Annotated in this window: 15 protein-coding genes and 2 tRNA genes; 6 read left to right on the top strand and 11 right to left on the bottom strand. The window is 31.8% G+C overall.

Going from position 1 to position 16,023, the window contains the following annotated elements:
• The first annotated feature begins 115 nt into the window (after positions 1 to 115).
• Positions 116 to 188, top strand: a tRNA-Phe gene (locus AAC069_RS07420).
• 8 nt (positions 189 to 196) lie between these two features.
• Positions 197 to 282 (top strand) — tRNA-Leu (locus tag AAC069_RS07415).
• Between the two features lie 83 nt (positions 283 to 365).
• Here the strand turns inward: AAC069_RS07415 and AAC069_RS07410 are convergent.
• The 9 genes from AAC069_RS07410 to AAC069_RS07370 form a co-directional block, all read right to left on the bottom strand.
• On the bottom strand, positions 366 to 542 hold the full coding sequence (locus tag AAC069_RS07410) for a hypothetical protein (RefSeq protein ID WP_339919835.1): 177 nt from the start codon (positions 540 to 542) through the stop codon (positions 366 to 368).
• A gap of 137 nt (positions 543 to 679) precedes the next feature.
• Complete coding sequence (locus AAC069_RS07405) at positions 680 to 1,396, bottom strand: LytTR family DNA-binding domain-containing protein (RefSeq protein WP_339919834.1); 717 nt, start codon at positions 1,394 to 1,396, stop codon at positions 680 to 682.
• Positions 1,397 to 1,566: 170 nt separating this feature from the next.
• A complete protein-coding gene (locus AAC069_RS07400; RefSeq protein WP_339919833.1) occupies positions 1,567 to 1,737 on the bottom strand; it encodes a hypothetical protein in 171 nt (56 codons plus the stop codon).
• Positions 1,738 to 1,819: 82 nt separating this feature from the next.
• A complete protein-coding gene (locus AAC069_RS07395; protein WP_339919832.1) occupies positions 1,820 to 2,446 on the bottom strand; it encodes a hypothetical protein in 627 nt (208 codons plus the stop codon).
• 20 nt (positions 2,447 to 2,466) lie between these two features.
• Positions 2,467 to 3,069: a hypothetical protein gene (locus tag AAC069_RS07390; protein WP_339919831.1), complete on the bottom strand. Its 603-nt coding sequence runs from the start codon at positions 3,067 to 3,069 to the stop codon at positions 2,467 to 2,469.
• Positions 3,069 to 5,861, bottom strand: a complete 2,793-nt coding sequence (locus tag AAC069_RS07385; protein ID WP_339919830.1) for a hypothetical protein — start codon at positions 5,859 to 5,861, stop codon at positions 3,069 to 3,071. Before AAC069_RS07385 ends, AAC069_RS07390 begins: the two co-directional genes overlap by 1 nt.
• A gap of 35 nt (positions 5,862 to 5,896) precedes the next feature.
• A complete protein-coding gene (locus AAC069_RS07380; protein WP_339919829.1) occupies positions 5,897 to 6,688 on the bottom strand; it encodes a hypothetical protein in 792 nt (263 codons plus the stop codon).
• Between the two features lie 447 nt (positions 6,689 to 7,135).
• Positions 7,136 to 7,741: a hypothetical protein gene (locus AAC069_RS07375; protein ID WP_339919828.1), complete on the bottom strand. Its 606-nt coding sequence runs from the start codon at positions 7,739 to 7,741 to the stop codon at positions 7,136 to 7,138.
• Positions 7,742 to 8,103: 362 nt separating this feature from the next.
• Complete coding sequence (locus tag AAC069_RS07370) at positions 8,104 to 8,607, bottom strand: CAP domain-containing protein (protein WP_339919827.1); 504 nt, start codon at positions 8,605 to 8,607, stop codon at positions 8,104 to 8,106.
• 890 nt (positions 8,608 to 9,497) lie between these two features.
• Here AAC069_RS07370 and AAC069_RS07365 point away from each other — a divergent pair.
• The gene (locus AAC069_RS07365; protein WP_339919826.1) at positions 9,498 to 9,902 is read left to right on the top strand and encodes a hypothetical protein; all 405 of its coding nucleotides are present in this window, start codon (positions 9,498 to 9,500) and stop codon (positions 9,900 to 9,902) included.
• Between the two features lie 529 nt (positions 9,903 to 10,431).
• Here the strand turns inward: AAC069_RS07365 and AAC069_RS07360 are convergent.
• Positions 10,432 to 11,208, bottom strand: coding sequence for a hypothetical protein (locus AAC069_RS07360; protein WP_339919825.1), 777 nt, complete (start codon positions 11,206 to 11,208; stop codon positions 10,432 to 10,434).
• A 205-nt stretch (positions 11,209 to 11,413) separates the two neighbouring features.
• Here AAC069_RS07360 and pafA point away from each other — a divergent pair, with 205 nt between their 5' ends.
• Complete coding sequence (pafA, locus tag AAC069_RS07355) at positions 11,414 to 13,024, top strand: alkaline phosphatase PafA (protein WP_339919824.1); 1,611 nt, start codon at positions 11,414 to 11,416, stop codon at positions 13,022 to 13,024.
• Between the two features lie 70 nt (positions 13,025 to 13,094).
• Here pafA and lysA read toward each other — a convergent pair whose 3' ends face one another.
• Complete coding sequence (lysA, locus tag AAC069_RS07350; RefSeq protein ID WP_339919823.1) at positions 13,095 to 14,315, bottom strand: diaminopimelate decarboxylase; 1,221 nt, start codon at positions 14,313 to 14,315, stop codon at positions 13,095 to 13,097.
• 318 nt (positions 14,316 to 14,633) lie between these two features.
• On the opposite strand from lysA, the gene AAC069_RS07345 reads away from it, so the two are divergent.
• Together AAC069_RS07345 and AAC069_RS07340 are read left to right on the top strand one after the other, a co-directional pair.
• Positions 14,634 to 15,161: a transposase gene (locus AAC069_RS07345; protein ID WP_339919822.1), complete on the top strand. Its 528-nt coding sequence runs from the start codon at positions 14,634 to 14,636 to the stop codon at positions 15,159 to 15,161.
• Entirely contained in the window at positions 15,161 to 15,994 is an 834-nt protein-coding gene (locus tag AAC069_RS07340; protein WP_339919821.1) for an IS3 family transposase, read from the top strand. The genes AAC069_RS07345 and AAC069_RS07340 overlap by 1 nt, the downstream gene beginning before the upstream one ends.
• Positions 15,995 to 16,023: the final 29 nt, after the last annotated feature.

The following is a 16,023-nucleotide window of genomic DNA, read 5'->3' as shown; positions in this document are numbered from 1 at the left end:
CAGATGGTACTGCAGTTATGTGGGAGAGTATGTCGTCGCCTTTCTTTGAAAACCCTGTTCTAACGAACGGGGTTTTTTTATATCAAAGTCTACTTTATCATGAATAAAGTAGTATGGTACCTTAGCTCAGATGGTAGAGCAATGGACTGAAAATCCATGTGTCCCTGGTTCGATCCCTGGAGGTACCACAATTAATGCTCGGATGGTGAAATTGGTAGACACGCTGGACTTAAAATCCAGTGAACAGCAATGTTCGTGCGGGTTCAAGTCCCGCTCTGAGTACAAGAAACTTCAGTTGGATAACGCTGGCTGAAGTTTTTTTGTTTGATAATTTTTATTGGATAGTTTCCATGAATATCAAGTTACTATTTCTTAATTCTTAGCAGCATTGCATAATCATAGGTATCAAGTGCGGTGAATGATATTTTTTCCGGTTCAACAAAAGATAAGTAGTGCCGCATTTTTTCTTCCGTAAAGCGCTGGGACCAGAATTTTTCTTTCGTAGCCGTAAAACTGTCTGTTTCATCAGTTATTATTGTCATACCCATTTTATTATAGGAATGTTCTTGTTTTAATCTGGTTCTATCATTGTCAATATAACAGGTGCCAATTACTAATTCCCCTGCAGGGTTCAACAACAATAGATATAAATTTGAAAATATACTTTCAAATTTGATTACTATAACATATCGAGGCGTTTCATCAACTCAGGACGGTTTGATCTACTTACCGGAATGACGTCTTTATTAATTAGTATACTATTGTCTTCGATATCGATAATTTTTTTTAGGTTTACAATATAAGTACGATGAACTTTTAGGAAAAGAGAAGAAGGTAGTTTTTCTTCTAATTTTTTAAGAGTCGAGTGTACAGTATAGTTTTTACTTTCTGTTTTTATAAGAATATAATCTCCTTTAGCTTGAATAACATTTATTTTAGCTATTACTATTTTTATGAGTCGTCTGTCAATGTTTATATAAAATTCAGTTGAGTTGTCGGTTTGGTTTCCATTTAAAGAAGAAGTCACCTCTTCAGTATTTTTTTTATTTTTTGCTTTGAGGACCGCTTTACTAAATCGATCTTCTGATAGTGGTTTTACTAAATAGTCAACAATACAATCATATTCGAATGCTTCGATTGCAAAATTTTTATCTGATGTGATTAAAATTACAGCAGGTGGATCTTTAATTGTTTTGATAAAATCAAAACCTGTAAATCCAGGCATATGAATATCTAGAAAAATAAGATCGGCTTGCTGCTCTTCCATATTCAAAAACTTTATAGCTTCAATAGCATTAGAGAATTTTTCCTGTACTAAAAGCTCAGGGTCCTTTGATGCCATTTGTTCTATTATAGTTCTGGCTAATTCTTCATCGTCAATTATTATACAATTCATAGCTTAAGGTTTATAATTTTTTAATAAAATTCTGCATAGTGCTAAGAATTTGGTAGAACTCTACACTTTACTCTTTGGATTTTTTTTAGTTTTTTTTCGAAACTTTCAGTAATGTAGTAACTTTCTTCCATTCCTAATACATTGATCTTATGTTTTAATTTATGGACGCTCTATGCTGCTTCATTTAATTTTTTATCTATTAATTTCTTTTCGAAAACAGCTATCCCGATAGGAAGCTCGTATTTTATTATATCTATAATTTTCAGCTTAAAAACTTGATCTCCTGCTGATAATTCTTCTATGTAAATGAGATTAGATTGCTTTATTATATTTGATTGCAAATTTTTAGGTTCTAGCTTATTTCTGGGTCAAAAAAAAAAGATTTTTAAATATAATAAATTTGTATCAATATTTAATCATACATTATTGTAAACTAGCTACAACGGTATAAAATATTTCAAAATTATTTGTTCCTGATGGACTTAAAACACTTGGTTTTATCCTAAATTCAATTGGGATGTCGGTCCTGCATCCAATAAATTCCATGATTTTTATTGCCTGCGATGGATTAGTAGGTATTGTTATATAGTCGCCACCATTTTCTGGATATAAGTCTCGAGGTCCAAAATACTGTAGTGCGGGAGGGGCCGTATCATACAAAGTTTCTGCAGGGAAACGGTTACCACTATTTGTAAAAGTTTTTGCTTCTATAATAGTTTGTTCATAAGCTTTATTAAGTTCCATATGGATAAATACTTTATACCTAAAAACATTAGCAGTACAATTTTGCTCAGAAGTTACAGCTGTTCCTAAAATAGGGATAGTAGTAGGATCTAATACAAAACCGATATAGGTAAATTCATCGCTTTCAAAACCATTAATATTATCATTTTGTCCAGCTTCTGAGACAGCATTAGTTACGCTTTGGGAGAAACTAGGAAATCCAGTTACGTCTAATGTACCGGGTCGGAGATCAGTAGGCACTGTAACCTGGGCAATAGAAGAATAAGATAATGAAAAGACAATTAGAAATATAAGTAAATTTTTCATGACATTAATTTTAAGAGTTATTATTGGGGTCTTATTTCGTAGATAACTTCAAACCCCGGAGGTAAGTTTATACTGTTGTTATTTCCGATGCTATATCTCAACTGATAACCACTGAATTTTCCATCTTCAGTATATCCACTTTTTAATTTTAGAACAAGCGGAGCTTCAATTTCACTTAAAATGATTGGATTTTTGTCTTCTGGCTTTTGCTCGAAATTCCCACCAGCGCTGATACTAACTATCGTAAGGGTTATTACTATTCCGTTTGGTACGGGTTGATTAGTATATACAACAATCTCCGAATTAAAATCATCAGATTCTCTATAGGTATAGTTTAGCCATAATTCCTCATTAACAGAGACGCCATCGTTTGTCGGAGCTGTTGCGGGCAAACCTGCTTCTAAATCTGTAAACTGCGCACTAAAATCAATTGAATTATTTGGATCCGGTTCTATATCAATTATTCCAAAGCTCAGTAAATTAATTGTACCGATATTTGAGTTCTGATCGCCACCTAAATCAAATGAATTTACGCTGCCTGCATCTAGAGTTTCTTGACCATAAGTAATAGCCGAAGTGAATGTTATGAGTGTTAGGAAGAGTATTTTGAGTATATTTTTCATTATTTCCCGATTTTAAAATTTTTGGTTTTGAATTTTACAAACTGTTTTTTTACTTTCAAATTAAAATTTGCATTAACAGTTTCACCTTCATTTATACTTATCTTTTTTGCTTTTTCAATCTGGAACAGTTTGTTTTTTTCTTTAAATTCTAATATAACTAAGGCATAGTTTCCTGGGACTATTTGTTGAAATTTAAAATTTCCCATAGGATCTGTTTCTGTATAGTATACAAAAGAATTATTATAGAGTTTTACATAGCCCGACAAATTAAATTTATTTGTGTCAGTGTTCTGTGACTTAATACTTCCAAAAACGTTCGCTGATTTTACTAGTTGAATATCAAGAAATACTCTTTTGTTTTCATGTACTTTTACCTCCAAAGGCATTTTGGCAGATGCAACCACATTTTGTGGCAATGATGATTGGTCGATCAAAATATAATTTTTCCCTAAATCCAGATTGTTAAATTCAAATTTTCCTGAATTATCAGACACCAATGTTTTTCCAGAGGCAATAATTCTAATTCCCTTTTTATCAATTGTATTGTCATTAGTTATAATATGACCATTCACTCCACCTTGTTTTACCATTTTTTTTAATGGAACGTTTGATGTATAGGTGTATCTTCCGTAAATTAATGTTTCCTTTCTATTGGTAATACCAGGACTTTGGTAATAATTTGCTCTTAGTTGAAACTGGTGATTTTTATTAAATATGGCAGATAAATTTGCATTAATGTAATCTCTTTTGGCAAATGTTTCTTCAGGACTGAAACCACTATTGTAATTTGTATTTATATAGATTTGCTTATTGATTTTATAATTAAAGCCTAAACTATACGTAATGTAATTTACATTCTTCGTAGATCTTCCATATCGGTTGGTGTAATTATGATTTACATTAGTTCTTAAAGTCAAATTGTTTACAAAACGGTATGATAAACCTAATGAATGAGAATAAGTGTTACTAAAACTCTCCGTTTGAGTCAATAAATTCTGAGTTTTTCCAAATCGGCCGTTAAAGTTGGCAGTAAATTTTCTAGAATTATAAGTATATCTATAATTTAGTCCGTATTCATTGTAATGGTAATTTTTTGGCTCCAGTCGATCTTCTCTTTGCCTCTGGTCAAATCTTAAGTTTATTTGATGTTTGTTATTATATCTATAACTTATTTTGGCATAAATACTTTTGAAAAATGGCTCTGCAGCATAAAACAAAGGATTTAATCTTTTATTTACTTTGTATAAACTTTGACCAATACTAAAGTTCCATTTTTTAAGTCTGTAATTTAAATTATTTGTGTATTGGATACTGTTATTTAATGTTCCAAAATACTGCTTACCAGCAATTGTGTAATTTCCGGAATAATGCCAGTTTCTAAAATTTTGATTAATTCTAATATAATTTGCATAGTCGACATTTCTATTAGTCATACTTGTTGATGATTCTGCAGCAATGGTAGTTTCCTTCTTATTATAATTAAAACTAAAGGTAATAATCTGACCTTCCTCATCAGTATTATTTGCAATGTTATTATTGCCGTACCTTTGTTGATCTGATTTTGAACGTGCAAGAGAAATTCCTCCACTGATTGAGTCGGTAACATGGTAAGTTGTTTTAGCTCCATATAGTGCTTTTGAATTGAAGCTATATAGGCGTGGTTTTAAATAAAAAGCTGACACATCCCAATTGTTAAGTCTTTGGTCTATTCTAGCACCTATACCATAGCGATTACTAAAGCCCAAACGGTCAATAAAGTTATTCTGGTCCCCAAGATTAACGGTCGTTAGGTCTTTGTAACGATACCTTAGACTGTATTGATCTGTAACTCCAAATCGTTTAATTTGTTCATTTCGGGGTCCTCTAAAAATAAAATTTAAAGTATGATTTCTTTCATTATCTAAATAACCATCACCTCTAATTTCAGCTGACACTGTAGAATAATGTTCTGTTTTACTGGTGTAGCTGTTATATAGTAAACTCATTTGGACTGGAAACCTAAAAAAGGGATCTTTTTTCTTTATTTTATTGGGAAGTATTGTCGTCGCACTATATTTTTTATATTTTTTTCCTGAAGTCAGACTCATCACTTCTAGGCTTGTCTTTCCATTTCTCAATGTACTGATGTTTGAATCAGTTTTTTGAGAGATATTTACTTGAACAGTCATTGATGGCAAAATTTTATATGATGTACTACCTTTGATCTCATTATTAGACTTTAATTCGATTTTTTGGGTAATATTTCCAGTATTTTTAATTGTATAGGTTGTATTTATTATTTCACCAGCTTGTATGTTTTGTGGCGACTGAACATTTATTACCTGTAAATCAGTGTTTGCTAAAACAAATACAGACAAGTATATACTTTTAACGGTTACGCCTTTATGTAACAATCGAAAGCTTAATTCATTTTCTTTTGGTGAAGCATTATAAGGAATGTAAAAACTTATTAGGACTATTTTTTTTTCATTTTCCTTAAAAGACTTTATATCGCTTGTAGAAAAAACTTTCCATCCGTGTGGTAATAATGGAAATAGACTAATTTCATTAATTGCTTTTCCATTGTTGATTATTTCGACTGCAATGGTATTAGTTTTGTTTGTATCGTATTTTTGTTTTTTGCGAATGGGTTTTACAGTAAAATCAACTAAAGTATCATTTTTTTGAAAAACTACAGTGTCTGCAATCGCTAGTGCACCACTACTGTCAAGTTTATTCGAAGCGAATAAAGTGCTTACAGAAGCTAGTGTAAATATGCATAATGACAGGATTGTTGTATGTAGAATTTTCATAATAATAGTTTTAGGTAGTTAATTCTCTCAAGTTTTTACTTTACGGTCAAGCTTATATTGGTGCCTAAAAACTCTTCTCTAGATTCAGCAATTAATATGCATTCATAATCACCCTTTGCAAGTGAGGAAATATCGAACTTATAGTCCTTGCAAAATCCAGGGAAAGTACGGCTCCTGTTAGTTTTTAATTCATAAACTTTGTTCCCTTCCTTATTATATATTTCGAGTGCTAGTTTGATGTTTTCAAGAAAAACACTGTTATTCAAAATTTTCACATCAAGATGTTTTGCTTTTGTTTCATTATCTTCTATAAGTTCGATAGTACTAAAGTCAATATCTATTTCTTCAAATTCATTAATATTTGTTATTAACGCAATGCCATATCGTACTTTGTTATTTAGACTTACACCATTAGAAAGGTTTTTCTCGCTAATTGGTTCTTCAACATTGACCATCAATACAGACCAATATGAACCCTTTAATGAATTATCTGCAGGAACTTCTATCGTGAATTTATAGACGAATTTTTCTTTTGGACCTAAAACTTTATCTAATAAGTCTCCCTTAAACCATTCATTGGATGAATTAGAATGAGTTCGCTTTTGACTAAAAATTCGGTTTGTAGTACAGGAAAATATGGCGTCGCTAAGTGTAAATGTTACACGTTCTTCAACTTCAGAAGTATTTACCAATATTACTTCACCATAAATTACATCTCCTATATTTCCAGAATATACATGTGTAAGGCCATTATAAACAATGACATTTGCAAAAGTTGAATTAATTAAAAAAGCAAAAAGAATAAAAGTTAGATTAGCTGTTTTCATGGTAAATATTTTTATATTAATTTCTGTTTTAAAGTTTTAATTTGATTGAATTTAAGGCCTTTAAATTCTTTTTTCGGGTCTCTGTCGGTAGATGGTAATTAAGTATAGACTAATGGTTAATTTCTTACTTTAAGAGAAGTAGGGAAAAGGGTAGTTGCAGCTTTTACATTAAAATTAGCTTTGGAAAATAAAAAAACGGATTCTCAAAAAATAGAGATGTTGGACGGAAAATTTGTACCTATGCTTTTCAAAATTAACATGATACAATTCTATTTATGTGATGTAGACTGCCTTTCAGGGAGATCTTTAATTTTATGGGGCAAAACAATGCGATCTTGATTACTGCTTAATATTGATTACCACAATGTTTTAAAATGGAATAATTATAAATCAAAAAGGCGTCTCCTGATAGGGAGACACCTTTTTGAAAAGTAGGTTTGTTGCTTATTAGATGTTAGAAATTGTATAAGTAACATCTGCATTGTATGTACCAGCTTTAAAATCAGTAAACTCACCAACTTGCTCCAAAGCATAATTTAATTGTACACCATGTGCACCATCTCCTGTGTAAACACTTCCAATAGTATTAACCAACGTTTTTGGAGCTAGGTTATCATTATTGAAAATAACGCCACCCGTTACAGAAACTCCTTTTGAAGCATCCCCACCACCAGCAACAATTACTGGTTGTTGAGGAGTAATTCTTAAATTTGCACCTGATGGCAAAGTTCCAGAGACACTAACATCAATATGATTTAAATCGGCTGCAGCAGCTGGAACAACACTTGTATAATTAATAAACAAACTGTTATAATCCATAGTAGTAAAATCATAAGTTCCAGCCTCAGTAGCGGTTCCGTGATCTGCGTTAAGCAATATAAAAGAAGGCTCGTGAATATTGCCATTTGTGTCAAAAATGTCCAAAATTGCAATTTGAGGTACAACGTAGCTTAAGGAGTGAGAGGCACTTGCTTGGTCATTAAAATCTTGTGCACTTAGTGTTTGAAATGTTCCAACAATTAGAACTGCGAATAATACATTTAAATTTTTCATAATATATGTGTTAAGGTTATGGTGTAAAAGTACTCAGCATATCAAGTTTTATTGAGATGTTTTCGACGGTTGACCATCATCTGTCGACCAATGAAAGGTGTTTAGCTTTAAGTATAATTTTTGCAATAAAAAGCACTTCAAGAATACTATGCAAAAAAGAGGAGTACTTATAGTACGAGAATCTATAGACGTTTAATATGATTACTATAAAACTAAAAAGTCCTTTTATTATTTAATATATCCAAATAGGACTTCTTTGCAGCAGAAGTTATAAATGGACTAATGATCGAAGTATTTTGGTTTTGAATATAAAAAAGCAGCTAAGTTATAGATATAACTTAGCCGCAATAAAAAAAATGGAATTAGATTTTAGCGAAAATATTAGTGTAGTATTTTTTTCCAGATTGAGGGCAGGCTTTTATAGAAATCCCAAAATGAGTATGATCACCAACAATGTTTTGTTTATGTCCAGGACTATTTAGCCAGGCCTTAAAAGCAGCTTGTGGAGATCTGAAATTGTAGGCAACGTTTTCACTTACGTTTTTCGCTCCAAGGACTTCTATAATATTTTCAGATCGTGCGACAAAACCATTATGATTAACAACTTTATTTTCAATCATATAATTAATATGCTCTTCAGATTTAAACGAGATATGGTCTTGTAATTCCAAAGCATTTAAACCTTCATTAAGTCTATAATCGTTTATTAAATTTAGGACCTCCTTTTCATCTGAATTATATATGTATGTTTTTGTAATCTTCGCTTTTAAATCTGGTGGCGTGCTTTGTTGATCATCTACAGAACATGAACTTATTGTAAAAATAGAAAAAAGCAATAATACGGTTTGGTAAATAGTAGTTTTCATAACAGGAGTATTTAAGGGTTAAAGAATCTTAAACGACCAAGACCAAATCCGGTTTCTCTAAAAATTCTTGTAATTTGATACTCAAAATTACCATCATTGCTGCTTGAGAATTTTCTTTTTCGATGAAATACCTTTTAGTTTAGATGAAGTGCGGTAAAGACAAAGAAAAAAATTGTTGTTTTTCTAATCGAATCTATTTATAATACCCTCTGTGCTCGTCTGCGACGAGTACCTACTTAAATTGGAATATAAAATGTAGCGTTTGCAACGCGGTTCATAAAAAAGCCCTTTTGATAAATTTCAAAAGGGCTTTTCAGTATGATTATTTTTGTTGGTTTTTAGAAACCGTAATTCACTCTATTAAAAATCAGCAATCGTTAATCAATACTATTTTTTACCACAAATAGGTAAAACAGTAAAGGTCTTGAAGTATTTTCGGGCTAAGTTGTGGTATTTGAAGTTGTTGTTGAATTTAGTAACAGTTAAATTTGTGTAAATGGAGAAACAAAACTATTTTTTTGGTAGTATCAAATGATAGTATCAACGAAGCCGCCTTATGACATTACAGCAAATATTTCAAAAGAGCTTTTCAGCACGCTTGATATTGTTGTTTTGTAGAAGTCATAATTTACTCCAATTCCAAAAAAAATCAACTTTCTGAAAGGCTTGTATTGAGTTGTCATGGTATATTATTCTCAAAGTCACGTTTGTCAAATATATTTGTTGGTTTTCATTGGGAACTTCAGCCCATTATGAAGAATATGGTGCATTGGAAATAATGGTTATAGACTTAGACTTTGTTATTTCTTATCATAAATCAAGTGTTTAAAATCTTATAGTTGGTAACTTTGTGTTCAATTAATTTTAGTTGTAATTTTTTAATGAAAGGTTTGACTTGTTCAACTTTGTGGGAACAGAATTCAATTCTGCACTATCCGCTCACGAGAGTATTTACTGCATATCCGAGCGATTGGGGTTTATTACATAACAAACCTCTATTTTCTGAAGATAATGAGAACCGTGGAATTATTGAGATAAAATCAGGAGAGGAGAAGTGGGGTATAATGATTGTTCAAAATTGCAATCCTGAAAATCAATCTATTGCAAACCCTACTTTCTCAAAAAACAAACATTTTGTTACTACCACTTATTCGCATTTTGGAAAACCATCGATGGAAAAAACGAAATCAGTGGAGTGGTATCGTATATGTTTTCCTGAAAACGCTACAGAAGAGTCCAGAAAAGTGGCTATTAAAACTTTGGTTTGTTTATTTTTCGGGATTGGGAGTATGTAGTTGTAAACTAGTTAATTTGTGTGGTTTTATAGAATCAATCTAAAGCATGTACAGTGATATAAATCAAGTTTAAATATTAGTTAGCCTAAAAAGGTATAATTCTATATTTCGAGAACCTCTAAATCGAGATCTAAAAGCTTTTATTTTGGCATTGAAATAATATTCGCATTTTTATTAATTTTTAAATGAGTTCATTAATTTCATTTAGCCGATGCATTTGTACTCCTAATTATTAAAATAATTTAATGTATTTTGGTTTATTATAGATCTTGAGATTTTATTGAAAGACTTAAAGCCAAATTGTTTTACCTTTTTATGGTGTCGAGTGCAGCCTGCCAAGTCCAATAAGTTTATCGGTTGTTTTTTCAAAGATGTTTCTCAAATCCTGATCTAAATCGTAGGTTTTTTGAATAGGAGGATACAATTGAAATAATATTGTAGTGTGTTCAGTTTGATTGCTAAATAAGTATATATACTTGAAAAAAAGCTAAGTGAGTAAGTTGGTTTTATAGCATGAACCTTAAAGCTATTATTTCTTTATTCTCAGCTGCATCGCATAATCATAGGTGTCAAGTAAGGTAAATGTTATTTTTTTGGGTTCAACAAAAGATAAGTAATCTAGCATTTTTTCTTCCGTAAAACGCTGGGACCAAAATCTTTCTTTGGTAGCCGTAAAACTGTCTTTTGCATCAGTTAGTATCGTCATACCCATCTTGTGATAGGAATGTTCTTGTTTTAATCTGGTTCTTTCATTGTCAATATAACAGGCGCCAATTAATATTTCCCCTGCAGGGTTCAATAACTGATACAAATTTGAAAATATAGTTTCAAATTTTTCATTTCTTGATAGATCAAACCGCTTCTCTGATGGATTATAGCTTTCAAAATTAAAATTATTGGGATAAAAGTTGCCAGCCGTAAACCAGGTGATAATAATTAAATCATATTTTTTCTTCCATTTATCTAAATTGATGGCGTCTTCAAGATATACCGTTACTTTATCATCAATTTTTAATTCTTTTGCCGTTTGTCTTGACAGTAGCACACAAGCTTCCGCATTATCAGTTCCGTCATAGGAACCAACCATATCCCAAATTTCAGTGATACCACTAAGATGTTTTGCTATTCTGGCATTTCCAATTCCGATATCCAGGATGGACAAAGGTGTTTTCTTTTTTTGGTATAATTCTGCAATGACCTTTTTAAGTTCGACAAATTCTGCCCATTGTGCTTGAATCAGTTCTTCGGACAAATAATTTTTATCCCAAGATTTATCAAAAACATCTTTGTTGTCGTACATTTCCATTATTAGTATTTTTAGATCGTTTATGCAATTTTAAATTTGTTTTAAAATTAAATCAATTTACTGTTGTTTTAAGATTTTTATTGGCTTGTTTTAGTACAAGTTAGGGTACAGTAGTTATGTTACCATTAATTTTCATTCTTAGAGGTTCCATCTTTAGGTTTTTTTGGAATCTATAATGTATTTTTGCTATTATAAAATTTTTATTATGAAAAAAATATTTTTGTTTTTGGCGTTTATTATTTTGTCAAATTTACAAGCACAAGAACGACCTAAATTGGTTGTAGGTATTGTGGTTGATCAAATGAAAATGGAATACTTGTATCGTTTTTCGGATGATTTTTCCCCTAACGGATTTAAAAGGTTGATGGGGAACGGTTATACCTTCCAAAATATGCATTTTAATTATATGCCGACCTATACGGGACCGGGTCATGCTTCTATTTATACTGGGACAACTCCCGCAACACATGGAATCGTAGGTAATGATTGGTTCAATAGGAGTACGGAAAAAAACAGGTATTGCACCGATGATAATGCTGTTAGTGGTTTAGGTAATGGAAGCGCAGAAGAAGGAAAAATGTCACCAGCAAATTTGCAAACCACTACCATCACAGATGAATTACGTATGGCTACAAATTATAAAGGGAAAGTGATTGGACTCAGTCTTAAAGATCGTGGTGCAATTTTGCCTGCAGGGCATTTTGCCAATTGGGCTTTTTGGTACAGCAGCGGCGGGGACTTTATATCAAGTTCTTTTTATGGCGCGGCTTTACCGGAATGGGTGACTCAATTCAATAAGGAGAAGCATTATATGCCATATATTAATAAAGGTTGGGATTTATTGAAACCTAAAAGTACTTATAATGAAAGCTTGGAGGATAACAATCCTTATGAAGGTAAATTATATGGTAGCGATGCAGCCGTTTTTCCCTATGATTTAAAGTCGATGTATAATAAAAATGATGCAGGGGTGATTCGTTCTACTCCGTTTGGTAATAATCTCTTGGCGGATTTTGCCATGAAAGCCATTGAAAATGAAAAATTGGGTAAAGATGATAGTACTGATTTTTTGACCGTGAGTTTTTCATCAACAGATTACGTAGGTCACTTAGTAGGTCCTCGTGCGATGGAATTGCAAGATACTTATTTGCGATTGGATCAGACGATTGCTGAGTTTTTAGTCTATCTGGATAAAACTGTTGGTAAAGATAATTACCTGCTTTTCTTGACTGCTGATCATGCGGGCGCTGAAAATGTCAATTACCTTAAAGATAATAAATATGATGTAAAAAGTGTTAACCCAAAAGAGTTGGTTAGTTCGTTAAGGGAGTTTTCCACAAATACTTTTGGAGCGGATTTAGTTTTAAATTATTCTAATTTTAATCTCTATTTCAATAGAGAAATCATCAAAACCAAAGGATTGGAATTGTCGAAAGTAAAGCAATCTTTCAAAGACTTTTTAATGACTCAAAAGCAAGTTAAAAGAGTGTTTACGGAAGAAGAAGTTCTTGCTTCATCAGGAAGTGATTACTTTTTGGATTGTATAGCAAAAGGCTATGATGTTACTCAGAATGGAGATTTAGTAGTTTTAGATAAACCCGGTTACATCGAATACCAGGGAACTGGTACTTCACACGGTACTCCTTACAGCTATGATACGCATGTGCCACTTATATTTTATGGCTGGCACATTAAGAAGGGTGAAACACACGATAGAAAGGTTATCACACAAATTGCTCCAACACTGGCTCAAAAGATTAAGATTCCTTTTCCTAATGGTACAGAAGCTCATGTATTGTTAGAGGTTTTAGAATAAAAATAGTGCCATACAAACTTGTTGCATAAAAAAATCCCGTCTCAAATATGATTGAGACGGGATTTGTATTTTAAACTGCTGCCAGTTCTGCAGGCAACGGTATTTGATTTTTTAATAAATCTTCAAAGGTTTCATGGGCACGGATTAAATGTCCTTTTCCATTCATCCATAAAACTTCGGCTGGTCTGTATCTGGAGTTGTAATTAGATGCCATAGAATAGCAATAAGCACCTGCATTTCTAAAACTTAGTATATCTCCTTCTTTAATTTCTGAAATCCTTCTGTTGTTTGCAAAAGTATCTGTCTCGCATATGTATCCTACAACAGAGTAGAAGCGCTCTTTTCCTTTTGGATTAGAGATGTTATCAATATGGTGTTGTGAGCCATATAACATTGGACGAATTAAATGGTTGAAACCACTATCAACTCCTGCAAAAACAGTAGAGGTAGTTTGTTTTATTACATTAACTTTTACTAAGAATGATCCTGCTTCACTCACTAAGAATTTACCTGGTTCGAATATTAAAGTTAAATCTTTACCGTATTCAACGCAGAAAGCGTTGAATCTTTTCGATAGTTTTTTACCTAACTCTTCAATATCGGTTTCGATATCGTCTTTTTTATATGGTACTTTAAATCCACTTCCGAAATCTAAGAATTCAAGGTTTTTGAAATTTTTGGCAGCATCAAATAATATTTCGGCAGCATATAAGAATACTTCGATATCTAAAATATCTGAACCTGTATGCATGTGAATACCTACGATGTTCATTTTTGTATTTTCAACAATTCGAACTAAATGAGGCAACTGATGGATTGATATTCCAAATTTACTATCGATATGTCCAACAGAAATATTGGTGTTTCCACCTGCCATTACGTGCGGGTTGATACGGATGCATACGGGTACATTAGGGTGTTTAGCTCCAAATTGCTCTAATATCGATAAATTATCAATATTGATTTGAACACCCAAGGCATGTACTTCCTCAATTTCTTCAAGAGATACTCCGTTTGGCGTATAAAATATTTTTTCTGGATCATATCCGGCATGAAGTCCTAATAGAACTTCTTGTATAGATACCGTATCTAAACCAGATCCCATTTCTTTTAGTAATTGAAGGATGGCTACATTAGACAATGCTTTCATTGCGTAATTTATACGCAGATTCTCTACTTTAGAAAATGCTTTAGTTAATCTATTGTATTGTGATTTTATTTTTTCGGCATCGTAAACGTATATTGGACTTCCAAATTGCTCGGCTAATTGAAGTAGATCTTTTGATTGCATCGTTATTATTTTTTAGCAAATTTATTATTCTTTATTGATATGACAAGGGAATATTTAATTTTTAACAATTTGTAACAAAAAGTTACAAATTAAACAAATGCGTATATTTTTAGTAGTGTTGTTCTTTTTTGGGTGAGGGATAGTAGCGAAAAGCCCACAGTTGCTGAAGCTTTTGCGAAATCGACGAGGACTTGTAGCGGATAGCCCGACCAAGCAGGAACGCTAGTGGAGGCATGGTCACCCCCAAATAAAAATGGCTGTCGGAAAAACTATTCTACACTGCCCCCAAAAAGTTAGACACTATTTGGGGGTATTTTTATGGAAAGAAAAGTCAAGTATGATTATGCATTTAAACTTGAATGTGTAGAATTAGTTATCAAAGAGCATTATTCTTATGAATCTGTAGCTAATAAAAAGATTGTTACCAAGTCAAATATTGAAAAATGGGTAAGATTCTACACTCAATATGGTGAAAATGGTTTAGTACCGAGAAAGAATCGTAGTTATAGTTCTGATTTTAAATTCAAGGTATTGCATTCCATCCAGAAAGAATCTTTATCACTTCTGGATAGTTGTGTAAAATTTAATATTCCTGATGCTGCTATTATTTTAAAATGGAAAAAAGATTTTATTAACTTTGGTTTTGAAGGATTAAAACCAAAGCCAAGAGGCAGACCCATGAGTATGAGTGATTCTAAACGTAAAAAACGAAAGTCTGACAAACCATTAACTAAAGTAGAAAAGCTATTGCAAGAAATAGAATTTCTACGTTGTGAGAATGATTTACTAAAAAAGTTCCATGCCTTAATTCAAGCCGAAGAGCGAGCCAAAAAGCGCAAGCCATAATGGAATTAAGGCATAAGTATGATTTGAATTTACTTTTAAATCAAACGAATATAGCACGAAGTAGTTTTTATTATTATGAAAAACGAAGTAAATTGATTGATAAATATTTTGAAATCAAAGAGTTTATAAAACATATTTACCACAAACACAAAGGTCGCTACGGTTATAGAAGAATTACCGACGAACTCAACAATCAAGGAGTAATAATAAATCATAAAACTATTTTAAGGTTAATGAAATCTCTAGGATTAAAAAGTCTTATTAGAGTTAAAAAATACAAATCATACAAAGGAGAACAAGGGAAAATAGCTCCTAATTTATTACAAAGAAATTTTAAAGCAGCAGCACCGAACCAGAAATGGGCAACCGATATTACCGAATTTAATGTCTCAGGTAAAAAGTTGTATTTATCTCCAATTATAGATTTGTTTAATCAAGAGATAATTAGCTACGAATTAAAGGAACGACCTGTGTTTGATCAAGTAAAAGTAATGTTAGAAAAAGCATTTAAAACAATACCTAACAATACGAGTTTAACCTTACACTCCGACCAGGGATGGCAATATCAAATGCGACAATATCAACAATTGTTAAAAGAAAAAGGAATTAAACAAAGTATGTCAAGAAAGGGAAATTGCTTAGATAATGCAATCATTGAAAACTTCTTTGGAATACTAAAATCTGAATTGTTTTATCTTAAAAAATATAATTCGATAAATCAGTTAAAACAAGAAATCAAAGAGTATATATTATACTATAATAACGAAAGAATTAAATCAAATTTAAACAAAATGAGCCCGATACAATACCGAGCTCATTTTTATCAAAATTAATTATAAATTTGTCTAAACTATTGGGTGCA

Origin of the sequence: uncultured Flavobacterium sp., from assembly GCF_963974175.1 — a bacterium.
GTDB lineage: Bacteria > Bacteroidota > Bacteroidia > Flavobacteriales > Flavobacteriaceae > Flavobacterium.
This window is presented reverse-complemented; position numbering and strand designations above follow the sequence as displayed.

Excerpts from the sequence above, each read along its gene's own strand:
- AAC069_RS07385 (WP_339919830.1), bottom strand. The coding sequence starts at position 5,861 with ATGAAAATTCTACATACAACAATCCTGTCATTATGCATATTTACACTA.
- AAC069_RS07390 (WP_339919831.1), bottom strand. The coding sequence starts at position 3,069 with ATGAAAAATATACTCAAAATACTCTTCCTAACACTCATAACATTCACT.
- AAC069_RS07375 (WP_339919828.1), bottom strand. The coding sequence starts at position 7,741 with ATGAAAAATTTAAATGTATTATTCGCAGTTCTAATTGTTGGAACATTT.
- AAC069_RS07395 (WP_339919832.1), bottom strand. The coding sequence starts at position 2,446 with ATGAAAAATTTACTTATATTTCTAATTGTCTTTTCATTATCTTATTCT.
- AAC069_RS07345 (WP_339919822.1), top strand. The coding sequence starts at position 14,634 with ATGGAAAGAAAAGTCAAGTATGATTATGCATTTAAACTTGAATGTGTA.
- pafA (WP_339919824.1), top strand. The coding sequence starts at position 11,414 with ATGAAAAAAATATTTTTGTTTTTGGCGTTTATTATTTTGTCAAATTTA.
- lysA (WP_339919823.1), bottom strand. The coding sequence starts at position 14,315 with ATGCAATCAAAAGATCTACTTCAATTAGCCGAGCAATTTGGAAGTCCA.
- AAC069_RS07410 (WP_339919835.1), bottom strand. The coding sequence starts at position 542 with ATGACAATAATAACTGATGAAACAGACAGTTTTACGGCTACGAAAGAA.
- AAC069_RS07340 (WP_339919821.1), top strand. The coding sequence starts at position 15,161 with ATGGAATTAAGGCATAAGTATGATTTGAATTTACTTTTAAATCAAACG.
- AAC069_RS07370 (WP_339919827.1), bottom strand. The coding sequence starts at position 8,607 with ATGAAAACTACTATTTACCAAACCGTATTATTGCTTTTTTCTATTTTT.
- AAC069_RS07405 (WP_339919834.1), bottom strand. The coding sequence starts at position 1,396 with ATGAATTGTATAATAATTGACGATGAAGAATTAGCCAGAACTATAATA.
- AAC069_RS07360 (WP_339919825.1), bottom strand. The coding sequence starts at position 11,208 with ATGGAAATGTACGACAACAAAGATGTTTTTGATAAATCTTGGGATAAA.
- AAC069_RS07380 (WP_339919829.1), bottom strand. The coding sequence starts at position 6,688 with ATGAAAACAGCTAATCTAACTTTTATTCTTTTTGCTTTTTTAATTAAT.